General features: G+C 64.6%; 16 protein-coding genes. 7 read left to right on the top strand and 9 right to left on the bottom strand.

The features are described 5' to 3' along the window. The first annotated feature begins 134 nt into the window (after positions 1 to 134). From ptsP to EA798_RS14285, 4 genes are all read left to right on the top strand, one after another. Positions 135 to 3,017: a phosphoenolpyruvate--protein phosphotransferase gene (ptsP, locus tag EA798_RS14270; protein ID WP_122099377.1), complete on the top strand. Its 2,883-nt coding sequence runs from the start codon at positions 135 to 137 to the stop codon at positions 3,015 to 3,017. Next, positions 3,017 to 3,955 (top strand): 1-phosphofructokinase, encoded by a 939-nt coding sequence (gene pfkB / locus EA798_RS14275; protein ID WP_122099378.1) that lies wholly within the window; start codon positions 3,017 to 3,019, stop codon positions 3,953 to 3,955. Before ptsP ends, pfkB begins: the two co-directional genes overlap by 1 nt. Positions 3,956 to 3,975: 20 nt before the next feature. Beyond that, a complete protein-coding gene (locus EA798_RS14280; protein WP_122099379.1) occupies positions 3,976 to 5,712 on the top strand; it encodes a PTS fructose-like transporter subunit IIB in 1,737 nt (578 codons plus the stop codon). A gap of 79 nt (positions 5,713 to 5,791) precedes the next feature. Continuing rightward, positions 5,792 to 6,118 (top strand): TraR/DksA family transcriptional regulator, encoded by a 327-nt coding sequence (locus EA798_RS14285; RefSeq protein WP_122099380.1) that lies wholly within the window; start codon positions 5,792 to 5,794, stop codon positions 6,116 to 6,118. A gap of 56 nt (positions 6,119 to 6,174) precedes the next feature. Here EA798_RS14285 and EA798_RS14290 read toward each other — a convergent pair whose 3' ends face one another. Beyond that, the gene (locus EA798_RS14290; protein WP_122099381.1) at positions 6,175 to 7,758 is read right to left on the bottom strand and encodes a peptide chain release factor 3; all 1,584 of its coding nucleotides are present in this window, start codon (positions 7,756 to 7,758) and stop codon (positions 6,175 to 6,177) included. A 406-nt stretch (positions 7,759 to 8,164) separates the two neighbouring features. Between EA798_RS14290 and EA798_RS14295 the strand changes: the two genes are divergently transcribed. Then, positions 8,165 to 9,328 (top strand): type III PLP-dependent enzyme, encoded by a 1,164-nt coding sequence (locus EA798_RS14295; protein ID WP_106155761.1) that lies wholly within the window; start codon positions 8,165 to 8,167, stop codon positions 9,326 to 9,328. 58 nt (positions 9,329 to 9,386) lie between these two features. Here the strand turns inward: EA798_RS14295 and EA798_RS14300 are convergent, their stop codons facing one another. Continuing rightward, the gene (locus EA798_RS14300; RefSeq protein ID WP_122099382.1) at positions 9,387 to 10,145 is read right to left on the bottom strand and encodes a tetratricopeptide repeat protein; all 759 of its coding nucleotides are present in this window, start codon (positions 10,143 to 10,145) and stop codon (positions 9,387 to 9,389) included. Then, positions 10,145 to 10,825, bottom strand: coding sequence for a Fe2+-dependent dioxygenase (locus EA798_RS14305; RefSeq protein WP_122099383.1), 681 nt, complete (start codon positions 10,823 to 10,825; stop codon positions 10,145 to 10,147). Before EA798_RS14305 ends, EA798_RS14300 begins: the two co-directional genes overlap by 1 nt. A 136-nt stretch (positions 10,826 to 10,961) precedes the next feature. On the opposite strand from EA798_RS14305, the gene EA798_RS14310 reads away from it, so the two are divergent. Continuing rightward, the gene (locus tag EA798_RS14310; RefSeq protein WP_122099384.1) at positions 10,962 to 13,223 is read left to right on the top strand and encodes a TonB-dependent receptor; all 2,262 of its coding nucleotides are present in this window, start codon (positions 10,962 to 10,964) and stop codon (positions 13,221 to 13,223) included. A 59-nt stretch (positions 13,224 to 13,282) separates the two neighbouring features. Here EA798_RS14310 and EA798_RS14315 read toward each other — a convergent pair whose 3' ends face one another. The 6 genes from EA798_RS14315 to EA798_RS14340 form a co-directional block, all read right to left on the bottom strand. Next, positions 13,283 to 14,836: a sulfite reductase subunit alpha gene (locus EA798_RS14315; RefSeq protein ID WP_122099385.1), complete on the bottom strand. Its 1,554-nt coding sequence runs from the start codon at positions 14,834 to 14,836 to the stop codon at positions 13,283 to 13,285. Positions 14,837 to 14,906: 70 nt separating this feature from the next. Beyond that, positions 14,907 to 15,779, bottom strand: a complete 873-nt coding sequence (locus EA798_RS14320; RefSeq protein ID WP_122099386.1) for a DUF4198 domain-containing protein — start codon at positions 15,777 to 15,779, stop codon at positions 14,907 to 14,909. Between the two features lie 14 nt (positions 15,780 to 15,793). Then, a complete protein-coding gene (locus EA798_RS14325; protein WP_013981899.1) occupies positions 15,794 to 16,303 on the bottom strand; it encodes a DUF2271 domain-containing protein in 510 nt (169 codons plus the stop codon). Positions 16,304 to 16,312: 9 nt separating this feature from the next. Further along, positions 16,313 to 16,906 (bottom strand): PepSY-associated TM helix domain-containing protein, encoded by a 594-nt coding sequence (locus EA798_RS14330; RefSeq protein ID WP_122099387.1) that lies wholly within the window; start codon positions 16,904 to 16,906, stop codon positions 16,313 to 16,315. Between the two features lie 155 nt (positions 16,907 to 17,061). Beyond that, entirely contained in the window at positions 17,062 to 19,305 is a 2,244-nt protein-coding gene (locus tag EA798_RS14335; protein ID WP_122099388.1) for a TonB-dependent receptor domain-containing protein, read from the bottom strand. Between the two features lie 178 nt (positions 19,306 to 19,483). Continuing rightward, entirely contained in the window at positions 19,484 to 20,188 is a 705-nt protein-coding gene (locus tag EA798_RS14340; protein ID WP_122099389.1) for an SIMPL domain-containing protein, read from the bottom strand. Positions 20,189 to 20,341: 153 nt separating this feature from the next. On the opposite strand from EA798_RS14340, the gene EA798_RS14345 reads away from it, so the two are divergent. Beyond that, a complete protein-coding gene (locus EA798_RS14345; protein ID WP_106155751.1) occupies positions 20,342 to 21,595 on the top strand; it encodes an ATP-binding protein in 1,254 nt (417 codons plus the stop codon). Positions 21,596 to 21,603 lie beyond the last annotated feature (8 nt).

Consider the following 21,603-nt stretch of genomic DNA (forward strand, 5'->3'; position numbering starts at 1 on the left):
ACCCAATATTGCGTAATGTGCCAGCCTTGGCTGAAACGTTTCAGCAGCTCTCAGGTCTGAAGCGCCAGCCCAGGATTCGGGCTATGCCGGCGCACCGTCGGCCACAACAATCGCGAGCCCCGCAGGAGTTCTCCATGCTTGAGTTGAATGCGCAGCACATCCACATGCATCAGGTTGCGGCGGACAAACCGGCCGCGCTGGCCCTGCTCGGCGAGGTGCTGGTCGCCGACGGGCTGGTGGCACCCGGCTACCTGGACGGCTTGCGCGCACGCGAAGCCCAGGGCTCGACCTTTCTCGGCCAGGGCATCGCGATCCCCCACGGCACGCCGGAAACCCGTGATCAGGTGTTCACCACGGGCGTGCGGCTGCTGCATTTTCCGGAGGGCGTCGACTGGGGCAACGGCCAGCAGGTCCACCTCGCCATCGGCATCGCCGCGCGTTCCGACGAGCATCTGCGTCTGCTGCAACTGCTGACCCGCGCGCTCGGCGAGGGCGACCTCAGTGAGGCGCTGCAGAAGGTCGACAGCCCCGAGGCGATCATCGCGCTGCTGCAGGGGGCACCGCAGGAGCTGGCGCTCGATGGCGAGCTGGTCGGGCTGGGCGTTGCCGCCGAGGACTTCGATGAGCTGGCCTGGCAGGGCGTCAAGCTGCTCAAGCGCGCCGAGTGCGTGGTCTCCGGCTTCAATGCCGGGCTCGCGCTCGACCAGGCCTTGCCGCTGGGCGAGGGTCTCTGGTGGCTGAGCAGCGAGCAGTCGGTGCAGCGACCGGGGCTGGCGTTCGTCACACCCGCCGCGTCGCTGGATCATCACGGCCAGCCGCTCAACGGCCTGTTCGTGCTGGCCAGTCTCGGCGAAGCGCACCGGGCGATGCTCGAGCGCCTGTGCAACCTGCTGATCGAGGGGCGCGGCGCGGAGCTGAGTCAGGCGACCTCCAGTCGCGTGGTGCTCGAAGCGCTGGGCGGCGAAGTGCCGGCGGACTGGCCGAGCGCCCGGGTGCCGCTGGCCAATGCCCACGGCCTGCACGCACGGCCCGCCAAGGTGCTGACCGAGGTCGCACAGGCTTTCGCCGGCGAGATCCGCGTGCGCCTGGCCGGCAGTCAGAGCGCGGGGGTGTCGGCCAAGAGCCTGAGCAAGCTGCTGGCGATGGGCTCGCATCGCGGGCAGGTGCTGGAGTTCATCGCCGAGCCCTCGATCGCCGACGATGCCTTGCCGGCGCTGGTGCGCGCGGTGGAAGAAGGGCTCGGCGAGGAAATCGAGCCGCTGCCAGCCGGCGGGGAACCGGCGGAGCAGCCAGCTGCCACCGTGCAACTGAATCAAGCCGCCCAGGACGTGCCCGCCTTGCGGGCCGGCGAGCAGCTCATCGGCATCGCCGCCTCGCCCGGCATCGCCATCGGCCCGGTGCTGGTGCGCAAGCCGCAGGCGATCGACTATCCGCGGCGCGGCGAATCGCCCGCTGTCGAGCTGCAGCGGCTCGACGCGGCGCTGGACAAGGTGTTCGCCGAAATCGGCACGCTGATCGCGCAGAGCCAAGTCGCCAGCATCCGCGACATCTTCACCACCCACCAGGCCATGCTCAGGGATCCCGCCCTGCGCGAAGAGGTGCAGGTGCGCCTGCACAAAGGCCTCAGCGCCGAAGCGGCGTGGATGGAGGAAATCGAAAGCGCGGCGCAGCAGCAGGAGGCGCTGCATGACCAGCTGCTCGCCGAGCGCGCGGCCGACCTGCGCGACGTGGGCCGCCGCGTGCTGGCCTGCCTGGCCGGTGTCGAAGCCGAGCAGGCCCCGGATGAGCCCTACATTCTGGTGATGGACGAGGTGGCGCCGTCGGACGTCGCCACCCTCAATGCCCAGCGCGTCGCCGGCATTCTCACCGCCGGCGGCGGCGCCACCTCGCACAGCGCCATCATTGCCCGGGCGCTGGGTATTCCGGCCATCGTCGGCGCCGGGCCCGGTGTGCTCGGCCTGGCGCCCAACACCCTGCTGCTGCTCGACGGCGAGCGCGGTGAGCTGCTGGTGGCGCCGAGCGATACGCAGCTCGAACAGGCCCGGGGCGAGCGCGCCGCGCGGGAGGAACGCAAGCGCCTGGCCCATGAGCGACGTCTGGAGCCGGCGATCACCCGTGACGGCCATCCGGTGGAGATCGCTGCCAACATCGGCGCCGCCGGCGAGACGCCCGAGGCGGTGGCGCTCGGTGCCGAGGGCATCGGCCTGCTGCGCACCGAGCTGGTGTTCATGAACCACGCTCAGGCGCCGGATCAGGCGACCCAGGAAGCCGAATACCGCCGTGTGCTGGAAGCCCTCGAAGGCCGACCATTGGTGGTGCGCACGCTCGATGTCGGCGGCGACAAGCCGCTGCCGTACTGGCCGATGCCGGCCGAGGAGAACCCCTTCCTCGGTGTGCGCGGCATTCGCCTGAGCCTGCAGCGCCCGGACATCCTCGAAACCCAGCTGCGTGCCTTGCTCGCGTCCGCCGACGGCCGGCCGCTGCGGATCATGTTTCCCATGGTCGGCAATATCGACGAATGGCGCACCGCCAAGGCGCTGGTCGACCGCCTGCGCGTCGAGCTGCCGGTGGCCGACCTGCAGGTGGGCATCATGATCGAGATCCCGTCCGCCGCGCTGATCGCGCCGGTGCTGGCGCAGGAGGTCGATTTCTTCAGCATCGGCACCAACGATCTGACCCAGTACACGCTGGCCATCGACCGCGGCCACCCGACGCTGTCCGGCCAGGCCGATGGGTTGCACCCGGCCGTGTTGCGCCTGATCGGTATGACGGTGGAAGCCGCCCATGCGCAGGGCAAATGGGTGGGCGTCTGCGGCGAGCTGGCCGCCGATGCGCTGGCGATACCCATGCTGGTGGGGCTGGGCGTTGATGAGTTGAGCGTCTCGGCGCGCAGCATCGCGCTGGTCAAGGCGCGGGTGCGCGAGCTGGACTTCGCCGCCTGCCAGAGGCTGGCTCAGCAGGCCCTGATGTTGCCCGGCGCCCATGAAGTGCGCGCCTTCGTCGGAGAGCACTGCTGATGGCGCGCGTACTGACCGTCACCCTCAACCCGGCACTGGACCTGACCGTCCAACTGCCATTCCTGCGCCTCGGCGAGGTCAATCGCAGCGAAAGTCTGCAGGTTCATGCCGCAGGCAAGGGCCTCAACGTCGCCCAGGTCCTGGCCGATCTCGGCCATCAGCTGACCGTCACCGGTTTTCTTGGGGAAACGAATCCGCAAGCCTTCGAACAGCTGTTCGCCGCGCGGGGTTTCACTGACGAGTTCGTCCGTGTCGCCGGTGAGACCCGCAGCAACCTCAAGCTGGCCGAGACGGACGGGCGGGTCACCGATATCAATGGCCCGGGGCTCGCTGTGAGCGAGGCGCAGTGCGATGAGCTGCTGGCTCGGCTCCAGCGGCTGGCGCCTGCTCATGACCTGGTGGTCGTAGCCGGCAGTTTGCCGCGTGGCATCGACAGTCAGTGGTTCGTCCAGCTGCTGAACTCGCTCAAAGCGCTGGGCGTGCGGGTGGCGCTGGATACCAGCGGCGCCGCGTTGCGTGACGGGCTGGCGACCCGGCCGTGGCTGATTAAGCCCAATGAGGAGGAGCTGGCCGAGGCCCGTGGCGTTGATCTCACCGGATCTTCGGCGCTGCTGGCCGAAGCGCGGCGACTGCAAGGCGAAGGCATCGAGCACGTGGTGGTTTCGCAAGGTGCTGACGGCGTCAGCTGGTTCTCGCCAGGGGCGGCACTGCATGCCAATCCGCCCAGGGTTCGGGTGGTCAGCACCGTGGGTGCAGGCGACTCGCTGCTCGCCGGGATGCTGCATGGCCTGCTCGTAGGCTGGCCGGCAGAACGCACCCTCGCGCATGCCACTGCCATCGCCGCGCAGGCGGTTGGGCAGGTCGGCTTTGGCATCACCGACACGGCTGAACTTGCGGAGCTTGAAGCTGCGGTGCGCCTGCAGTCGCTCAGCCAATAATTCGAACAAGAGGTGAAGGAATGAATCTGCTCATCATCACGGCCTGCCCCAACGGAATGGTCACCAGCGTGCTGACCTCGCGCCTGCTCGAAGCGGCTGCCCATCGCCTGGGCTGGTCGACCGCCGTGGAAGTCCACGACCCCAAGGCCATCGGTTCGCCGCTTACCGCCGAACAGATCGCCGCGGCCGACCTGGTCGTGGTGGTCAAGACCGGGCCGCTGTCGCTTGCGCGCTTCGTCGGCAAGCGTGTCGTGCAGTCGACCCCGTCCGAGGCCCTGCTCGACCCGGAAGGCTTCCTGCGCAGCGCCGCCGATACCGCGACCGAACTGCAGCCGGTCGACGAAGCCGACGTCGCGCCTTCCGCCGGCAAACCCAAGCTGGTGGCCATTACCGCCTGCCCGACCGGCGTGGCGCACACCTTCATGGCCGCCGAGGCGCTGCAGCAGGCGGCCGCGCGCAAGGGCTACGACCTGCAGGTGGAGACGCGCGGCTCGGTGGGCGCGCGCAACGTGCTCGACCCCCAGGCCATCGAGGCGGCCGACGCAGTGCTGCTGGCGACCGATATCGAGGTGGACGTCGCCCGTTTCGCCGGCAAGCGCGTGTTCCGCTGCGGCACCGGTGTCGCGCTGAAGCAACCGGAGGCGACGCTGGATCGCGCGCTGGAAGAAGGCGCGGTGCTCGCTGGAGGCGCCGCTGCCAGCGCAAGTGGCGAACAGAAGGGCGAAAAGGCTGGTGTCTACAAGCACCTGCTCACCGGGGTGTCCTACATGCTGCCGATGGTGGTGGCGGGCGGTCTGTTGATCGCCCTGTCGTTCGTCTTCGGCATCGAGGCGTTCAAGGAGGAGGGCACCCTGGCCGCCGCGCTGATGAAGATCGGTGGCGAAACGGCCTTCCAGCTGATGGTGCCGCTGCTGGCGGGATACATCGCCTATTCCATCGCCGACCGCCCGGGCCTGGCGCCCGGCATGATCGGCGGCTTGCTGGCCGGCACGCTCGGCGCGGGCTTCATCGGCGGCATCATCGCCGGTTTCGTCGCCGGCTACGCGGCCAAGGCGGTGAGCCGCTGGATTCCGCTGCCGGCCAGCATCGAGTCGCTCAAGCCGATTCTGATTATTCCGCTGCTGGCCAGCCTGGTGACGGGCCTGGTGATGATCTACATCGTCGGCACGCCGGTGGCGAAGCTGCTCGCCGGGCTCACCGAATTCCTCGACACCATGGGCACCTCCAACGCGATCCTGCTCGGGCTGCTGCTGGGCACCATGATGTGCGTCGACCTTGGCGGGCCGGTGAACAAGGCCGCTTATGCCTTCTCCGTCGGGCTGCTCGCCTCCCAGAGTTACGCGCCGATGGCCGCGACCATGGCCGCCGGGATGGTGCCGCCGATCGGCATGGGCATCGCCACGCTGATCGCCCGGCGCAAGTTCGCCCAGACCGAGCGCGAAGCCGGCAAGGCCGCGCTGGTGCTGGGCTGCTGCTTCATTTCAGAAGGCGCGATTCCCTTCGCTGCCAAGGACCCGCTGCGTGTAATCCCGGCCAGCATCGCCGGCGGTGCGCTGACCGGCGCGCTGTCCATGGCGTTCGGTGCCAAGCTGCTGGCGCCCCATGGCGGGCTGTTCGTGCTGCTGATCCCCAACGCGATCAACCACGCACTGCTGTATCTCGTCGCGATCCTGGCCGGGAGCCTGGTGACCGGGGTGGTCTACGCGGTGATCAAACGGCCGGAGGCGCAGGGGCTAATGGTGCAAGCGCAGACCTGAATAGCCGAAGCTTGACCATCATCAGTACAGCGGTTGCGCGCCGGTCCACACTGAGTGCATCACCCATGGAGAATTCGTGATGAGCCAGTTCGACCCTAGCGAGGCGCTCGAGCGCCTGTCCAGTGAGTACCTGCAGCGAGCCGCTGCGCTGCGCCGTGATCTGGCGCGCGAGCACGATCACGATTCGGCGGAGCAGGCGCAGGAGCGGCAGAACGACGACGTGCTGCGCGGCCTGTTGATCGAGGCGGAAGATGAGTTGCGCCTGGTCGGGCTGGCGCGCCAGCGTCTGGCCGAGGGGACCTATGGTGAGTGTCAGCGCTGTGGTCAGATGATTGCAGAGTCACGCCTGCGCGCGATGCCAGCTGCGGCGTTCTGCCTGAGTTGCGCGGCCGAGCAGGAAGCCTGAGCCGAAAACCCTTGATCCGCTGAGCCGGCAAACCGGCTCAGCTTCACCAGGTTGCCTCAGTGGTGCTCGCGGGTGGCGCGGAATTTCACCTCCGGCCAGCGCTCTTCCATCAGGCTCAGGTTCACCCGTGTCGGTGCCAGGTAGGTGAGGTGACCGCCGCCGTCGATGGCGAGGTTCTCGTAGGCCTTGTTCTTGAAGTCTTCGAGCTTCTTCTTGTCATCGCACTCGATCCAGCGCGCCGACCAGACGTTGATCGCCTCGTAGGCGCACTCGACCTTGTATTCCTCTTTCAGGCGGCTGGCGACGACGTCGAACTGCAGCACACCCACCGCGCCGAGGATGATGTCGTTGTTGCGCTCGGGGAAGAACACCTGGGTGGCGCCTTCCTCGGCGAGTTCCTGCAGGCCCTGACGCAGCTGCTTGGATTTGAGCGGGTCCTTCAGGCGCACGCGGCGGAACAGTTCCGGGGCGAAGTGCGGGATGCCGGTGAAGCCGAGGTTTTCACCCTCGGTGAAGGTGTCGCCGATCTGGATGGTGCCGTGGTTGTGCAGGCCGATGATGTCGCCTGCGTAGGCTTCTTCCAGCATCTCGCGCTCGCTGGAGAAGAAGGTCAGGGCATCGGCAATGCGGACATCCTTGCCGATGCGCGCGTGACGCAGCTTCATGCCCTTCTCGTACTTGCCCGAGCAGATGCGCATGAAGGCGATGCGGTCGCGGTGCTTGGGATCCATGTTCGCCTGGATCTTGAACACGAAGCCGGTGAACTTCTCCTCGATCGGCTCGACAACACGCTCGTTCGCTGCACGGGCGAGCGGCATGGGCGCCCAGTCGACGACGGCGTCGAGCACGTGGTCGACGCCGAAGTTACCCAGCGCGGTACCGAAGAACACCGGGGTCAGCTGACCGCTGAGAAACTCGGCCTGGTCGAACTCGTGGCAGGCGCCCTGGACCAGTTCCAGCTGTTCGAGGAAGCGCTCGTACTCGTCGCCGATGTGCTTGCGCGCCTCGTCGGAATCGAGCTTCTCGATGATCTTGACCTCGGTGCGCTCGTGGCCGTGGCCCGGCGTGTAGACGATGATGTAGTCGTCCTTGAGGTGGTAGACGCCCTTGAAGTCGCGGTAGCAACCGATCGGCCAGGTGATCGGCGCGGCCTTGATCTTCAGCACCGCCTCGATCTCGTCGAGCAGTTCGATGGGGTCGCGGATGTCGCGGTCGAGCTTGTTGATAAAGCTCACGATGGGCGTGTCGCGCAGGCGGCAGACGTCCATCAGGGCGATGGTGCGCGGCTCGACGCCCTTACCGCCGTCGAGCACCATCAAAGCCGAGTCCACCGCGGTCAGGGTGCGGTAGGTGTCTTCGGAGAAGTCTTCGTGACCGGGGGTGTCGAGCAGGTTGATCATGTGCTCGCGATAGGGGAACTGCATCACCGAGGTGGTGATGGAGATGCCGCGTTGCTTCTCCATCTCCATCCAGTCGGAGGTGGCATGGCGGTCGGATTTGCGCGACTTCACCGTACCGGCAACGGCAATCGCCTTGCCCATCAGCAGCAGCTTTTCGGTGATGGTGGTCTTGCCCGCATCGGGGTGCGAGATGATGGCGAAGGTACGGCGCTTCGCGACTTCGGCGGCCTGAGTGGTCATCGGAATTAAGGAACCCGTCGACGAGTAGTCGGTCTGTCAAAAAAGGCGGCGATTATAGCGGCAAATGGATTTCGCTGCGGCCCGCACGGCAGCGGAAATCGCCGATTTGTGCAGTTTCCATGACGCTTTGTTTTGAATCGACAACAACTCGAAACGGATGCGCAATCGGGACGTTTTTTTGATTGATCTATGCCCCCCTTGGTCCTAAAGTTCGCGCCCGAACGTCCATGCTGGCAACGATCCATCCGGCTCAAGTACTGACGACGAGAGATCCACCGTGATACTCGGCGACATGCCTTGGGAAGTAGGCGAACCAAAGTGGGGAAACTGATCAGGCGTTCTTGTCAGGGCTGATGCCCTCCATCCCTCATCCGACTTTTGTTTCCCGTTTTTTGGAGTCCCACGCATGACGGTCAAGATCGAAGACTATTACCCCCGCGCCACCTTCCAGAAGATGAAGGCCTTCGCCGACCAGCACGAAACCCCCTTCGTGGTGATCGACACCGAAACCATCAGCAAGGCCTACGACGACCTGCGTGCCGGTTTCGAATTCGCCAAGGTGTACTACGCCGTCAAGGCCAACCCGGCGGTGGAAATCATCGACCTGCTGCGTGACAAGGGTTCGAGCTTCGACATCGCCTCGATCTACGAGCTGGACAAGGTCATGTCCCGCGGCGTCGGTCCTGAGCGCATCAGCTACGGCAACACCATCAAGAAGTCCCGGGATATCCGCTACTTCTTCGAGAAGGGCGTGCGCATGTTCGCCACCGACTCCGAAGCCGACCTGCGCAATATCGCCAAGGCCGCGCCGGGCTCGAAGGTGTATGTACGCATCCTTACCGAAGGCTCGACCACGGCCGACTGGCCGCTGTCGCGCAAGTTCGGCTGCCAGACCGACATGGCCATGGACCTGCTGATCCTGGCCCGCCAGCTGGGCCTGGAACCGTACGGCATTTCCTTCCACGTCGGCTCGCAGCAGCGCGACATTTCCGTCTGGGACGCCGCCATCGCCAAGGTCAAGGTGATCTTCGAGCGCCTGAAGGAAGAAGACGGCATCGAGCTGAAGATGATCAACATGGGTGGCGGCTTCCCGGCCAACTACATCACCCGCACCAACAGCCTGGAAACCTACGCCGAGGAGATCATCCGCTTCCTCAAGGAAGACTTCGGCGACGACCTGCCGGAAATCATCCTGGAGCCGGGCCGCTCGCTGATCGCCAACGCCGGCATCCTGGTCAGCGAAGTGGTGCTGGTGGCACGCAAGTCGCGTACCGCCGTCGAGCGCTGGGTGTACGTCGATGTGGGCAAGTTCAGCGGTCTGATCGAAACCATGGACGAGTCCATCAAGTTCCCGATCTACACCGAGAAGAAGGGTGAGGTGGAGGAAGTGGTGATCGCCGGTCCGACCTGCGACAGCGCGGACATCATGTACGAGAACTACAAGTACGGCCTGCCGCTGAACCTGGCCATCGGTGATCGCCTGTACTGGCTGTCCACCGGTGCCTACACCACCAGCTACAGCGCGGTGGAATTCAACGGCTTCCCGCCGCTGAAGGCTTACTACATCTAAGCCATAATCGCTGCACGAGCGCCCCGCATTGCGGGGCGTTTTCGTTTCTGCGCTTCGCTCACCGCAATCGAGCGCGTAGCTCGTCGCGTCGCCGCGCGTAGGCCACGACGATATCGGCGATCGGTGGCAGCTCGGCGGCCTGCAGGCTGGCCAGCGCGGTCTCGACGAACTTCAGGTGGCCAACCTCCAGCGCGCGCTCCAGCCAATGCCGGGCGGCGTCCCATTGCTGCTCGGCGAGCAGCACGGCGGCATGGCTGAACTGGCCGCGAAAGTCGCCGGCCTCGGCGGAACGTCGATACCAGGCGTGCGCTGCCGATACATCCCGAGCCACGCCGCAGCCGTCTTCGAGGCAGCGGCCGGTGAGGTTCATCGACTTGGCGTGACCCAGCTCGGCGGCCTGGCGGTAAAGGCGATAGGCCGCGGCTTCATCCTGTGGAAGGCCGCGACCGGTGGCGAGCAGATTGGCCAGGTTGTAAATGCCCCAGTCCAGCCCCTTTTCTGCCGCACGGTGGTAAAACTCGGCGGCGCGTGCGGGATTGGCCGCGCAGCCCCAGCCAAGCTCGTGGCAACGCCCGGCCATGTTGCAGGCCATGGCATGTCCGCGGCCGGCGGCGATGTCGAACCAGATCAGGGCCAGCCCCGGATCGGACTGGATGCCGCGGCCCTCCAGGAGGATCTGCCCGAGCAGCGCCTGGGCTTCGATTTCACCGGTCGCGGCAGCTGCCAGCACCAGTCGCGCGGCGCGCTGCGGCTGTTCGGCGAGATCGTTCAGCTGGGTCGTGTCGAGCGTTTCCTCGCGGCGCAGAAAGTGCTGCATCAGACCTCGACCCAGCGGCGCAGCAGGTTGTGATAGGTGCCCGTCAGTTGCACCAGGGATGGGTGGTCCGGCACATCGGCGGTCAGCTGCTGAATGGCCTGATCCATCTCGTAAAGCAGCGTGCGCTGAGCGTCCTCGCGCACCAGGCTCTGAATCCAGAAGAACGAGGCCAGCCGTGCGCCGCGGGTCACCGGCTCGACCTTGTGCAGGCTGGTGCTGGGATAAAGCACCATGTCGCCGGCGGCGAATTTCACCCGCTGGGTGCCGTAGGTGTCCTGGATGACCAGCTCGCCGCCGTCGTACTCGTCGGGGTCGCTGAAGAACAGCGTGGCGGACAGGTCGGTACGGACGCGTTCGGCGCTGTTGCGCACTTGCCGCACCGCGTTGTCGATGTGATAGCCGAACTCACCGCCGCCGGTGTAGCAGTTGAACAGCGGCGGAAAGACCTTGCTCGGCAGTGCGGCGGACATGAACTGCGGATGTTGCCAGAGACGCTGCAGCATGGCTTCGGCGATCTCGCGAGCGAGCGGATCGTCTTCGGCCAGCTGCAGGTTGTGTTTCGCCTTGGCCGACTGGTAGCCAGCCGTTACCCGGCCGTCCTGCCAGGCAGCCTGTTCCAGCGCGGTGCGGACACGGGCGGATTCTTCGCGGGAAAACACGTTGGCAATGCGTAGCAGCATGAGGCACCGGCAGTAGGAAATGACGAATGATATTAGTTTGCATTTAGATGTTTCAGAATGCGACAGAATGTATCAGAATGCTATCCGCTAATAATAGCAATTCGCAGTTGCATTAACTTCCAAGGATTCGCATTCCATGTCGCGTCAGTCTCTAGAACTGGCCCAGCCACCTCGCGTGTTGGCTTCGGCTATCGGTGTTGCCCTTACCGCTTTCTCCATCCCGTCCATCGCTCAGGCCGCCCCCGATGCTGCATCGCCCCGTCGCGAAGCCCCGGTTGCGCTGGATGAAGTGACCGTGATCGGCGAGCAGGAGCAGAGTTACAAAGCCGACACCTCCGCTTCGAAGAAGTACACCGCGCCGCTGCGCGAGACGCCCAAGTCGGTCACCGTGATCACCGATCAGGTGATCCGCGATACCGGCTCGCTCACGCTGGTCGACGCGTTGCGTACCACCTCCGGCATCACCTTCGGTGCGGGCGAAGGCGGCAACCCGGCGGGTGACCGGCCGATCATTCGCGGCTTCAACGCCGAGAGCGATACCTTCATCGACGGCCTGCGTGACGTGGGCTCGCAGACCCGCGAGATCTTCAACGTCGAAAGCATCGAAGTGAGCAAAGGGCCGGGCTCGGCCTACACCGGCGCGGGCTCTACCGGCGGCAGCCTCAATCTGATCAGCAAGACCGCCAAGCAGCGCGACTTCGGCGACGCCAGCGTTACCCTCGGCTCGGACCAGACGCGCCGCTACACGCTGGACGTCAACCGCGTGCTCGGCGACAACGTCGCCGGTCGCCTGAACCTGATGAAGCACGAGGCCAACGTCGCCGGCCGCGATGGCGTTGACGTCAGTCGCTGGGGCGTGGCGCCGATCATCACCTTCGGCTTCGATACGCCGACCCGGGCGACGCTGTCGTACTACCACCTGGAAACCGACGACATGCCGGATTACGGCATTCCGCTTACAGTGGCCACGCCGAGCAATCCGCGCCGCGAGCCCGTCAAGGTCGATCGGGACAACTTCTACGGCCTGGACAACCGCGACTTCCGCGAGAGCACGACGGATGCCGGCACGCTCCGTTTGGAGCACGACCTGAACGAGAGTCTGACCGTTTCCAACACCACACGTATCGCCCGCACCACCCTGGACTACATCGTCACCAACCCGGACGACTCGCGCGGCAACGTGGCCAACGGCCTGGTTTCGCGCTCTGCCAAGAGCCGCAACTCCAACACCCAGAGCTGGGTCAACCAGACCGACCTGACCGCACGGTTCGATACCGGCAGCATCGAGCACACCCTGGTAACGGGCGTCGAGATCAGCGATGTGGGGGTGCACAACCGACCCTACATAGTGACTCCGGGTACCAGCGGCAACACCTGTACGCCGGCGCACCTGGCATCCGGTGACTGCACCAGCCTGTACAACCCGAGCCCCAAGGATGCCTGGAGCGGCAGCATTGCGCGCAGCACGGCGACGACCGATACCGACACCGAAACGCTGGCGGCCTATATTTTCGATACGCTGAAATTCAATGATCAGTGGTCGTTGAACATGGGCCTGCGTTACGACGACTATGAAACTGCGCAGAAAGCCGTCGCCACCGATGGTGTGATCACCCGTCCTGAAAACAAGAGCCACTTCTGGAACTACCAGTTGGGCCTGGTCTTCAATCCGCTACCCAATGGCAGCCTCTACGCGGCCTGGTCGACCTCCAGCAACCCGTCCGGCGAGACCGGTGGCGAAGGTTCCGATGCGCTCAGCGCGGCCAACCAGGTCCTCGATCCGGAGCGCAACCGTAACTACGAGATCGGCACCAAGTGGGACTTTCTTGACGCGCGCCTGGGTCTGACCGCCGCGCTGTTCCGCACCGAGAAGACCAACGCGCGGGTGACCAACGCCAGCGGTTTCCAGGAAAGCATCGGTGAAACCCGGGTCGATGGCCTGGAACTGGGCGCCACCGGTCAACTCACCCGCAACTGGCAGGTGTTCGCCAGCTACACCTACCTGGACGCCGAACTGGTCAAGTCCGGTGCCGCCAATATCGGCACGCGGACCAGCCCGATCTACGTCGAGGGCCTGTATGACGGCAACGAGGTGCCCAGCACGCCGAAGCACAGCTTCAGCTTCTGGAACACCTACAACCTCACCCAGGACCTGACCATCGGTGGCGGCGCCACCTATGTCGACTCCCGCTTCGGCGATGCGGCCAATAACATCGAGGTGCCTGAGTACTGGCGCTACGACGCCATGGCGGCCTACCGCGTGAACAAGAACCTGGACTTGCAGCTGAACGTGCAGAACCTGACCGACAAGCGCTATTTCGATCAGGTCTACGGCAGCCACTATGCTCATGTCGCAGCCGGTCGGACCGCGTTGCTGAGCACCAATTTCCACTTCTGATCCGCAGGCGTGAAAGAACAAAGGCCGCTCTTCGAAGCGGCCTTTGTCGTAACCAGGCGTCAGTACAGGTCGCGGCGATAGCGTCCCTGTTCGCTCAACTGCTCCAGCCGCGCCTGGCCGAGCAGCCCCAGCAGGATCTGCTGCACCTCCTGGCCCATGCCCTCGAGGCTGCCGCAGACATAGATCGCCGCGCCCTGGCCCACCCAGCAGCGTAGTTCGTCGGCCGCATCCCGCAGGACGTGCTGCACGTAGCGCTTCTCCGGCTGGTCGCGAGAGAACGCCAGGTCCAGCCGCTGCAGATGGCCGCTTTCACGCCACAGTGCCAGTTCTTCATGGAAGAGAAAGTCGTGGGTCGCGTTGCGCTCGCCGAACAGCAGCCAGTTGCGCGAGCCTGGATGTGCGGCACGTTCGCGCAGGTGCGCACGCAGTCCGGCAATGCCCGTGCCGTTGCCGATCAGGATGAGTGGTGTGGCGGCGTCCGGGCCGTGGAATGCGGGATTGCTGCGGATGCGCAGATCGATCTCTTCGCCAATGGCCGCGTAGCGGCATAACCAGCCGGAACCGAGTCCGGGAGTGCCATCGGCCTGGAAGGCTTCGCGTACCACCAGCTGCACGGCGCCGTCCGCCGGTATCGAGGCGATGGAATATTCGCGGTGTGGCAACGGCGGCAAGCCCAGCAGCGCCTCGGCGTCGAGGCCGTGCAGGTCGCCCGTGGTGGGCAGATGCCTTCTGGACAGCTGTGCGGCCAGACTTTGGCCGTCGAACAATTCATGAGGATCGAGGCCCACATCGTGCAACAAGGCTTCGATGCGCGCGAGCGCGTGGCGCGGGCCGACCTCGACGATATCGCCTGCACGCCAGAATGCCTGCTCGCTCGGCGGTGCAAGGGTCAGCAGCTGTACCGGCGCCCCTGAACTGCCAGGGTTGAGGCAGTGCCGGCCGGTCAGGCGCCAGGGTTGATAGGGTGCCGGCAGCCAGTCGCTGAAATTGCTGTCGCCGCTCAGGTGGGCCAGTTGATGTTGCCAGTGACGCAGCACGCCAGGATCGCCGCGATCGGCTTCCAGCCGGTCGAACAGCGGCAAGCCCCCGAGCTGGCGCAGACGCTCATCGAGGCGGCGGCCGAAGGCGCAGAAGTCCCGGTACTGGCGATCACCGAAGGCCAGTACGGCATATTCCAGCGATCGCGCATGAACGCCATCGGCGGCGAGCCGCTGCTCGAAGCGGGCCGCATTGTCCGGCGCCTCGCCTTCGCCGTAGGTGCTGACGACGAACAGGGCGCGCGGGGCCGGCCAGTGGTTCGGGTCCAGCGCATTGAGCGGCAGCAGCAACGTCTGCTGGCCCGCGTCGCGCAGCTGCGCTGCGCTGCGTTCGGCGAAGCCCTGTGCCTGGCCGCCCTGGCTGGCGTAGGCGATCACCAGCTGTGCCGGGCCATCGACGGCCGCGCGCGGGCGCAACCGTCCACGCCAGCAGCGTAGCGAAAGCGCGAGATAGAGCGTGATCACCACTGCCGCGCTGAGCTCCCGCGCCGGTTGCCACCAGAGCAGGCAGGACGAGACGGCGATACAGCTGTACAGCGGCCAGGCGCGCAGAAGCGCTAAGAGGGATGAGTGCAACGGAAGGCTCATCGATGAGGGGGAAAAGGCTGGCCCGAGCCGTTACGACGGCTCGGACCTGGTCGGCGCGTCAGGGCGCCAGCACTTCCAGGGTTGCGCTGTAGCTGGCGCGGCGCTCGGTGGCCGGCTTGCTGACGCCCTTGTCGGTGGTCAGCTCGGCTTCCATCCAGTACATGCCCGCTTCTGGCCAGGTAATGCTCACCTTGCCGTCCTTGTCGGTTTTCGCCTTTATCTCACCGAGCTCGTCGCGGTAGCGGTTGCCACCGGGAATCACGCTGATCTCGACATCGGCGGCCGGCTTGCCGTCGAGCAGGAAGACGAAGTCTGCCGCTTCGCCGGCGAACAGGTCGTTGGGGTGGGTGACGGGCTTGAGCTCCAGGCCCTGGCCGGTCGGTGCGAGCACTTCGGTGGATGGCGCGCCGGAGGTGACGAACACTTCCATGCGGTTGCTGGTCTGGCTGACCTTGAGCCCTTCGGCCTTCGCCGGGACGTCCTTGGCGAAGCTTTCCGCGGTGCCCATCCAGCGGCGCGGCTGACCGTTTTCCTTCCAGCTGGCGAACAGGCCATTGTTGGCCACGCCCAGCTTGTAGGTACCTTTCTGGCTCAGCTGTACATCGAAGGTGCTGCGGTAGCGGCCGATGCTGCCGTTCTGCGCGGAGACGTTCGAGCCATCCGGCGCAATGATCTGCAGTTCGGGAACCGGCCGGCGCATGCCCGGCGGGCCGCCTGCCGGCGCCTGGGCTGCCTCGCCGATGCCCTTGAGGCGCATCGGTACGTGTTCGAAGTAGAACAGATCGTTGGAAACGGCAGCGTCGACGGTGATCCACGGCTCTTCGCCGGAGAGTACGGTGGCCGAGGGCAGCATCCAGGCGCGGTGGGCCTGGGCCGACAACGGCAGGCAGACGGCGAGCGCCAGGGTGGTCCATTTGATGACGGGTTTCATGGCGTGGGTCCTGTTCATGGGGTCAGCTTGAGGGTGATTGCGCCCAGTTCGCTCTGACCCTGGGCTTGGTGCTCGGCGCTCTGCTTGGGTGGCCAGCTGAACGGAACGCGCAGCAGTTCGCGACCGCCGACTTCACGGGCGGCTTCGACCACGACGCGGTACTCGCCCGCTTCCAGCGTCTTGAGTGGCGCCTGCCGGTCGGAGAACTGCAACCTGTGACTGCCCACGGCACGGGTGGCACCGCTGACACCGTCGACCGGCATTTCCAGGCTGCGGCCACTGCGTCTCCACCACTGGCGCAGGTCCTTGAGCCACTTCTCGCCCTCCTTGTCCTTGAGCTTGGTGTCGTACCACACCGCCAGATTGGCGACATGGCTCTGGTCCGGCCGCTCGAGCCAGATGGCGACATAGGGGCGGTGGTACTCGGCGACATCCAGACGCGGGATTTCCACGTCCAGCTGCAGGTCCGCCGCGTGCAGCGGGGCGCTGAGCAGGGCGAGGGGCAACAACAGGCGTTTACGCATGGGCAGTCCTTAATGAATGAAGAGCAGCGCCAGCAGCAGCGGTATCACCAGCCCCAGGCCTACCAGGGGCCAGGTGCTGGGCCGGTTGCCGGCGTGACGTTGCAGGAGCAGCAGGCCGGTGAGGCTGAACACCACACAGGCAACGGCGAAGAAGTCGATGAACCAGCTCCAGGTCTCACCGGTGTGGCGGCCCTTGTGCAGGTCGTTGAAGTAGGCGATCCAGCCGCGGTCGGTCGACTCGTATTCCAGTTCGCCGGTTTCGCTACTCAGGCTCAGCCAGGCATCGCCGCCGGGGCGCGGCAGGGCGACATAGAGTTCGCCATCGCTCCATTCGGCCTCACGCCCGGCCAGGCGAATGTCCAGTGTCTGCTCCAGCCAAGCGCGCAGTTCGACGGGCAGACCCGACTCGGGCGTTTCGGTTTGCAGTTTGGCGAGCAGCGAGTCGGGAAGCTGTGCAGCGCGGCTTTGCACCTGCGGTTTGCTTTCGATCTGGCCGGCGTGGTTGAGGGTGATGCCCGTGACTGAGAAGAGCAGCATGCCAACCAGGCACAGCGCGGAGCTGATCCAGTGCCATTGGCGCAACGTGCCGAGCCAGAAGTGCATGGTGAACCTTCGTATGCGGGAGAGGTGGATTCTAAAAGTCTTTCGACTTGAATGCTAATGATTAACAAACAGCATGCATTCGCGTCTTTCTGGGTGTGCTGCAGATGCGGCAAGGCCGGAGCAGGACTCCGGCCTTGTCATCGTGCATCGCTGGATCAGAAGGTGAGATTAGCGGAGAGCCAGAGGCGACGGCCTTCATCCATCACGCCGGTAGTGCCTGCTGTCGAGTGGGAGAAGTCGGTGCCGTAGGCGGTACCGGTTGGGGCGCCGCCGGGAGTGCGGAGCGTGCCATCATCGTTGTAGCGCGGGGATGAATACAAGGTATATGCCTTACCATCAACAAAGTCCTTGTCTAGGAGATTGTAGATAGCGGCGTTGAAGGTCACGTTCTCAGAAGCCCGGAATGAGCCGCCCAAGTGGAAGAGAGTGTAGGCCTTGGTGTTCTTGCCCAGCGTGTCGTATATCGACTGGTTGGTGGACGGGCTTCCGTCGCTATTAGCAAGGTTGGCGTAGCTGGACGTAAAGCGAGTTCGTTCTCCACGGTACTCACTCTTTACCCAGAGGTTAAACCGATCAGTGGTCTGCCAGTTCAGTTTAACGTTGGCTAGATGCTCGGGTGTATTGGTCAGAGGCTCGCCTTTATCCTTACCGCTCTTCTGCTCGCTGTCGGTGAAGGTATAGTTCGCGCTCAAGGTCCAGGCTGGAGCGAACTGCCAGCTGCCCGCCAGTTCGAGACCCTGAGTTACGGCTTCATCGACATTGACCTGCTGGGAATAGGTACCGTCAGGGACGCCAGGACGACCGGTAACCTGAACGCCGTCAGTGCTGGCGATCTTGTCTTTGAACTTGTTGTGGAACAGCGTTGCGTTGGCGTTGAAACCGGAAAGATTGTCGAAATAGATACCAAACTCGGTGCTGGTGGTGGTTTCTGGTTCCAGGTCCGGGTTGCCGACCGTAATGATCGTGCCCTGCCCAGTTACACCATTGATGCCGACGTGAAGGTCGTTCAAGTCTGGCGTGCGGTATCCACGGCTGATGCCGCCTTTCATGGTCCAGTTCTCGGTCGTGCTCCAGACCAGGTAGGCACGTGGACTAACGTGGCCGCCAAACGCTTCATGATCGTCGTAGCGTGCGCCCAGCGTGAGTGCCAGGTCGTCACGCAGGCGCCACTCGTCTTCTGCAAACAGTGCCCAGGTTTTCTGTTCAAAATCGTCCAGAGCGATGCCGTCGCTCATCTCGGCTTTCCACCATTGACCGCCAATCGTGGCGATATGGGATTCACCAATGGGAGCGACTAGCTTGGTGTCGAGTACTAGGTTGGTAGTTTCCAAGTCTCGATCGTCGCCGATCAGGGAGCCGGGAATGCCGGAATCATTGCCGATCACGTCACCGGGAATCGTGCGGCCTATGGTCTCGGTGGTGTTGTGCATCAGGCTGGAGTCGAGTGTGCCGAAGCCCAGGCGCGCAGTATGGGTCAGAGCGATTTGCTCGCGCTCGAAGCGCAGCTCGTCGGCATATCCGTGAGCATTGTTAGCCACTACATCGCAGTTGCGGTCTAGCCCGTCGAGGCTGCCAAGCTGGCACTCATCGTTGTTGTACTTTTGACGGCCACGCTCCACATCCAGTCCAAAATCATGGTTTTCATGTGGAGTGAGCGAGAGGCGTGCACCGACATTGCTGTTGCGCCCATCAACCGGCGATGGGCCGCGCTTGCTTACGTCAATGCCGTTGCCATAGCTCAGTTCGGATTCTTCACGATTAAACAGACTGCCGCGCACTTGCAGGCCGAGTAGGCCGTCAATCAGTGGGCCGCTGGCGTAGATGCTGGTGTTGCGGGTATCACCGAAGTCGCGGTCTTCCTGGTAGGTGTAATCCTGCGTCAGCGATCCTGTCCACTCCTTGGCCACCTTGCGGGTAATGATGTTGATCACGCCGCCCATGGCGTCAGAACCATAAAGCGTCGACATCGGGCCGCGGATGACTTCGATGCGTTCGATGGCAGACAGTGGCGGCATGAAGCTGGTGGACGTTTCGTTGAAGCCGTTGGGCGTGACGTTACCTGCCGCGTTCTGGCGGCGCCCGTCGATCAGGATCAGGGTGTACTGGCTTGGCATGCCGCGGATGCTGATATTCAATCCACCGGTCTTGCCCGTGCCCTGGCCGATGTCGATACCTTCCACGTCACCCAGAGCCTGCGCCAGGTTGTTGTAGCGCTTCTGCTGCAGTTCTTCACGGCTGATGACGCTGATGCTGGCCGGCGCTTCGGTGATCTTCTGTTCGAAGCCGGAGGCGCTGACGACCGTGTCGTTGAGCGTGACAGGCGCGTTCTGGGCGAGGGCCGTCCAGCTGCAGCCGATCATGGCGCAGGACAGGGCGGTACGTGCGAAGGGGATAGACATGCGGGCTCCTTGTAGCCGTCTCGTTGGCGCCCGCATGATAATCATTCGTAAACGAGAATTTACGATTTACTGCACTGGATTCTCATTTGTGTCGTGCAAATGGCTGCCAGCCCTTGTGTGGCGCAGGCTGGCGATTTGTAACCAGATATTTAAACGTAGACCAGATGGTCCGTTTTGGTCACCGCATCTGAACTTCGATGACGCCGTCGGCGTTGATCGTGACCTGGCGAGTGCCTGCCTCGATCTCCGGTACCGGTGCTGATTCCATCATGTCCATCTTCATCGCGCTGCTACGCATGACCGGTTGGAATCCTCCGCCGTTGAGGTTGAGGCTCACCAGCTTGTAGCCGCTGCCGCCGAGGGCTTCGGTCGCCAGCTGGGCGCGGGCCTGGAACGCGGCTACGGCATCCTTGAGCAGAGCATCCTCGTTCTGCTTGCGGATCGGGTCGGAGACGCTGAAATACATGCCGCCCATCTTCAGGCTCTTCATCAGTTCGGCAGTCAGTTTCGACAGACTGGCGAAATCGCCGCTTTCCAGGCGCAGCTCGGCACGCTCTCGCCAGCCGGTGATCTGCTGACCCTTGTCGTCGTAGACCGGATAGCTGTTGCGGCTGCCCTGGCTGACGATCACGTCCTTGTTCTGGCGAGCGGTCTGCAGCGCCTGGTTCAACGCGCGAGTCGTCTGCGCCGCGAGCTCGGCGGGGTCGCTGTGCTGGGCCTCGCTGTAGAGCGTGACGTGCATGCGGTCATGGGCCACTTCGCTGCTGACTTCGGCGCGCAGGGCGACCTGGTTGTAGCGGGCCTCTTCGGCCAGGGCGGGCAGGCTGGTGACGCTCGCGAGCACGGCGACGAAGGCTGCGCGGCGGAGGAGGGATGGGTGCATAACAAGTCCTTGGCATGGGCACCGGGACGGTGCGGTAGCTCAAGACTCTAACTCCGCCAGCGAATGTGTGCAGCAGTCCGTGCGTCGAGTTGCCGCATTTCGGGCTGGCTTGCGAACGGCTTGGTTATACTCCGCCGAATTGTTGGAGACTCCATGTACGCATCCGTCCCGCTGCTGTCCGCCAGCCGGCAGAACCTTCGGCTTCTGACCCTAATTCGCATCGTGGTGCTGGCCGCACAGTCCGGCGCCGTCGGTGTCGCCTACGCAACCCAGCTGCTGACGCTGCCCTGGCTGGCGCTGGGTATCACCCTGGCAGTGTCCGCTGTGCTTTGCCTGGGAACGGCACTGCGCTTGCGCGGGCCATGGCCGGTCACCGAGCTCGAGTATGCGGTGCATCTGGGCTGCGATCTGCTGGTCCACAGCGCCCTGCTGTACTACTCGGGCGGCTCGACCAACCCCTTCGTTTCCTATTACCTGGTTCCGCTGACCATCGCCGCGGCGACATTGCCCTGGCTGTATTCCATCGTGCTTTCAGGGCTGGCGCTGCTGGGCTACACGCTGATGCTGGTCTGGTACGACCCGCTCACCCTGCCGCCGTTCGAGCGCGCCACCCTGCAGGTCTACGGCATGTGGCTGAGCTTCGCCCTGGCGGCGGCGCTGATCACCTTCTTCGTCGCGCGCATGGCTGAGCAGCTGCGCCGTCAGGAGCAGCAGCAGGCCCAACGCCGAGAGGAGAGCATGCGTGACCAGCAGCTGCTGGCCGTGGCGACCCAGGCCGCCGGCGCCGCCCATGAGCTGGGCACGCCGCTGGCGACCATGAGCGTGCTGCTCAAGGAGTTGCGCCAGGAGTACAACGACCCGCAGCTGAACGAGGATCTCGGCCTGCTGCAGTCGCAGGTCCAGCTCTGCAAGGAGAGCCTGCGCCAGCTGGTGCGTGCCGCCGAGGCGGATCGGCGGCAGGCCGTGGTCGAGCAGACGGCGCGCGAGTGGGTCGAATCGGTGTTGCAGCGCTGGCACCTGATGCGTCCCGAGGCCACCTATCGCTTCCACTGCGTGGGCCTCGGCAGCGCGCCGAAACTGATGCCGCCGGCGGACCTCAGCCAGTCGCTGCTCAATCTGCTGAACAACGCCACCGATGCCAGCCCGGAAGATCTCGAGATTCGCCTGGACTGGGACGCGCAATGGATCCGGCTGACCATTCGCGACCATGGCGCCGGCGTGCCGCTGGCCATCGCCGAGCAGATCGGCAGACCATTCATCACGACCAAGGGCAAGGGTTTCGGCCTTGGTCTGTTTCTCAGCCAGGCCAGCGTTACCCGCGCTGGCGGCACCGTGAAGCTCTACAATCACGAAGAAGGTGGCACACTGACCGAACTGCGCCTGCCGCATGGCTCGGTACGCGCCTGACCCTGATC

Source organism: Pseudomonas songnenensis, from assembly GCF_003696315.1.
Classification (GTDB): domain Bacteria; phylum Pseudomonadota; class Gammaproteobacteria; order Pseudomonadales; family Pseudomonadaceae; genus Stutzerimonas; species Stutzerimonas songnenensis.

Excerpts from the sequence above, each read along its gene's own strand:
- EA798_RS14290 (WP_122099381.1), bottom strand. The coding sequence starts at position 7,758 with ATGACCACTCAGGCCGCCGAAGTCGCGAAGCGCCGTACCTTCGCCATC.
- EA798_RS14340 (WP_122099389.1), bottom strand. The coding sequence starts at position 20,188 with ATGCACCCATCCCTCCTCCGCCGCGCAGCCTTCGTCGCCGTGCTCGCG.
- EA798_RS14320 (WP_122099386.1), bottom strand. The coding sequence starts at position 15,779 with ATGAAACCCGTCATCAAATGGACCACCCTGGCGCTCGCCGTCTGCCTG.
- EA798_RS14285 (WP_122099380.1), top strand. The coding sequence starts at position 5,792 with ATGAGCCAGTTCGACCCTAGCGAGGCGCTCGAGCGCCTGTCCAGTGAG.
- pfkB (WP_122099378.1), top strand. The coding sequence starts at position 3,017 with ATGGCGCGCGTACTGACCGTCACCCTCAACCCGGCACTGGACCTGACC.
- EA798_RS14325 (WP_013981899.1), bottom strand. The coding sequence starts at position 16,303 with ATGCGTAAACGCCTGTTGTTGCCCCTCGCCCTGCTCAGCGCCCCGCTG.
- EA798_RS14345 (WP_106155751.1), top strand. The coding sequence starts at position 20,342 with ATGTACGCATCCGTCCCGCTGCTGTCCGCCAGCCGGCAGAACCTTCGG.
- EA798_RS14310 (WP_122099384.1), top strand. The coding sequence starts at position 10,962 with ATGTCGCGTCAGTCTCTAGAACTGGCCCAGCCACCTCGCGTGTTGGCT.
- ptsP (WP_122099377.1), top strand. The coding sequence starts at position 135 with ATGCTTGAGTTGAATGCGCAGCACATCCACATGCATCAGGTTGCGGCG.
- EA798_RS14330 (WP_122099387.1), bottom strand. The coding sequence starts at position 16,906 with ATGCACTTCTGGCTCGGCACGTTGCGCCAATGGCACTGGATCAGCTCC.
- EA798_RS14335 (WP_122099388.1), bottom strand. The coding sequence starts at position 19,305 with ATGTCTATCCCCTTCGCACGTACCGCCCTGTCCTGCGCCATGATCGGC.
- EA798_RS14305 (WP_122099383.1), bottom strand. The coding sequence starts at position 10,825 with ATGCTGCTACGCATTGCCAACGTGTTTTCCCGCGAAGAATCCGCCCGT.
- EA798_RS14280 (WP_122099379.1), top strand. The coding sequence starts at position 3,976 with ATGAATCTGCTCATCATCACGGCCTGCCCCAACGGAATGGTCACCAGC.
- EA798_RS14300 (WP_122099382.1), bottom strand. The coding sequence starts at position 10,145 with ATGCAGCACTTTCTGCGCCGCGAGGAAACGCTCGACACGACCCAGCTG.
- EA798_RS14295 (WP_106155761.1), top strand. The coding sequence starts at position 8,165 with ATGACGGTCAAGATCGAAGACTATTACCCCCGCGCCACCTTCCAGAAG.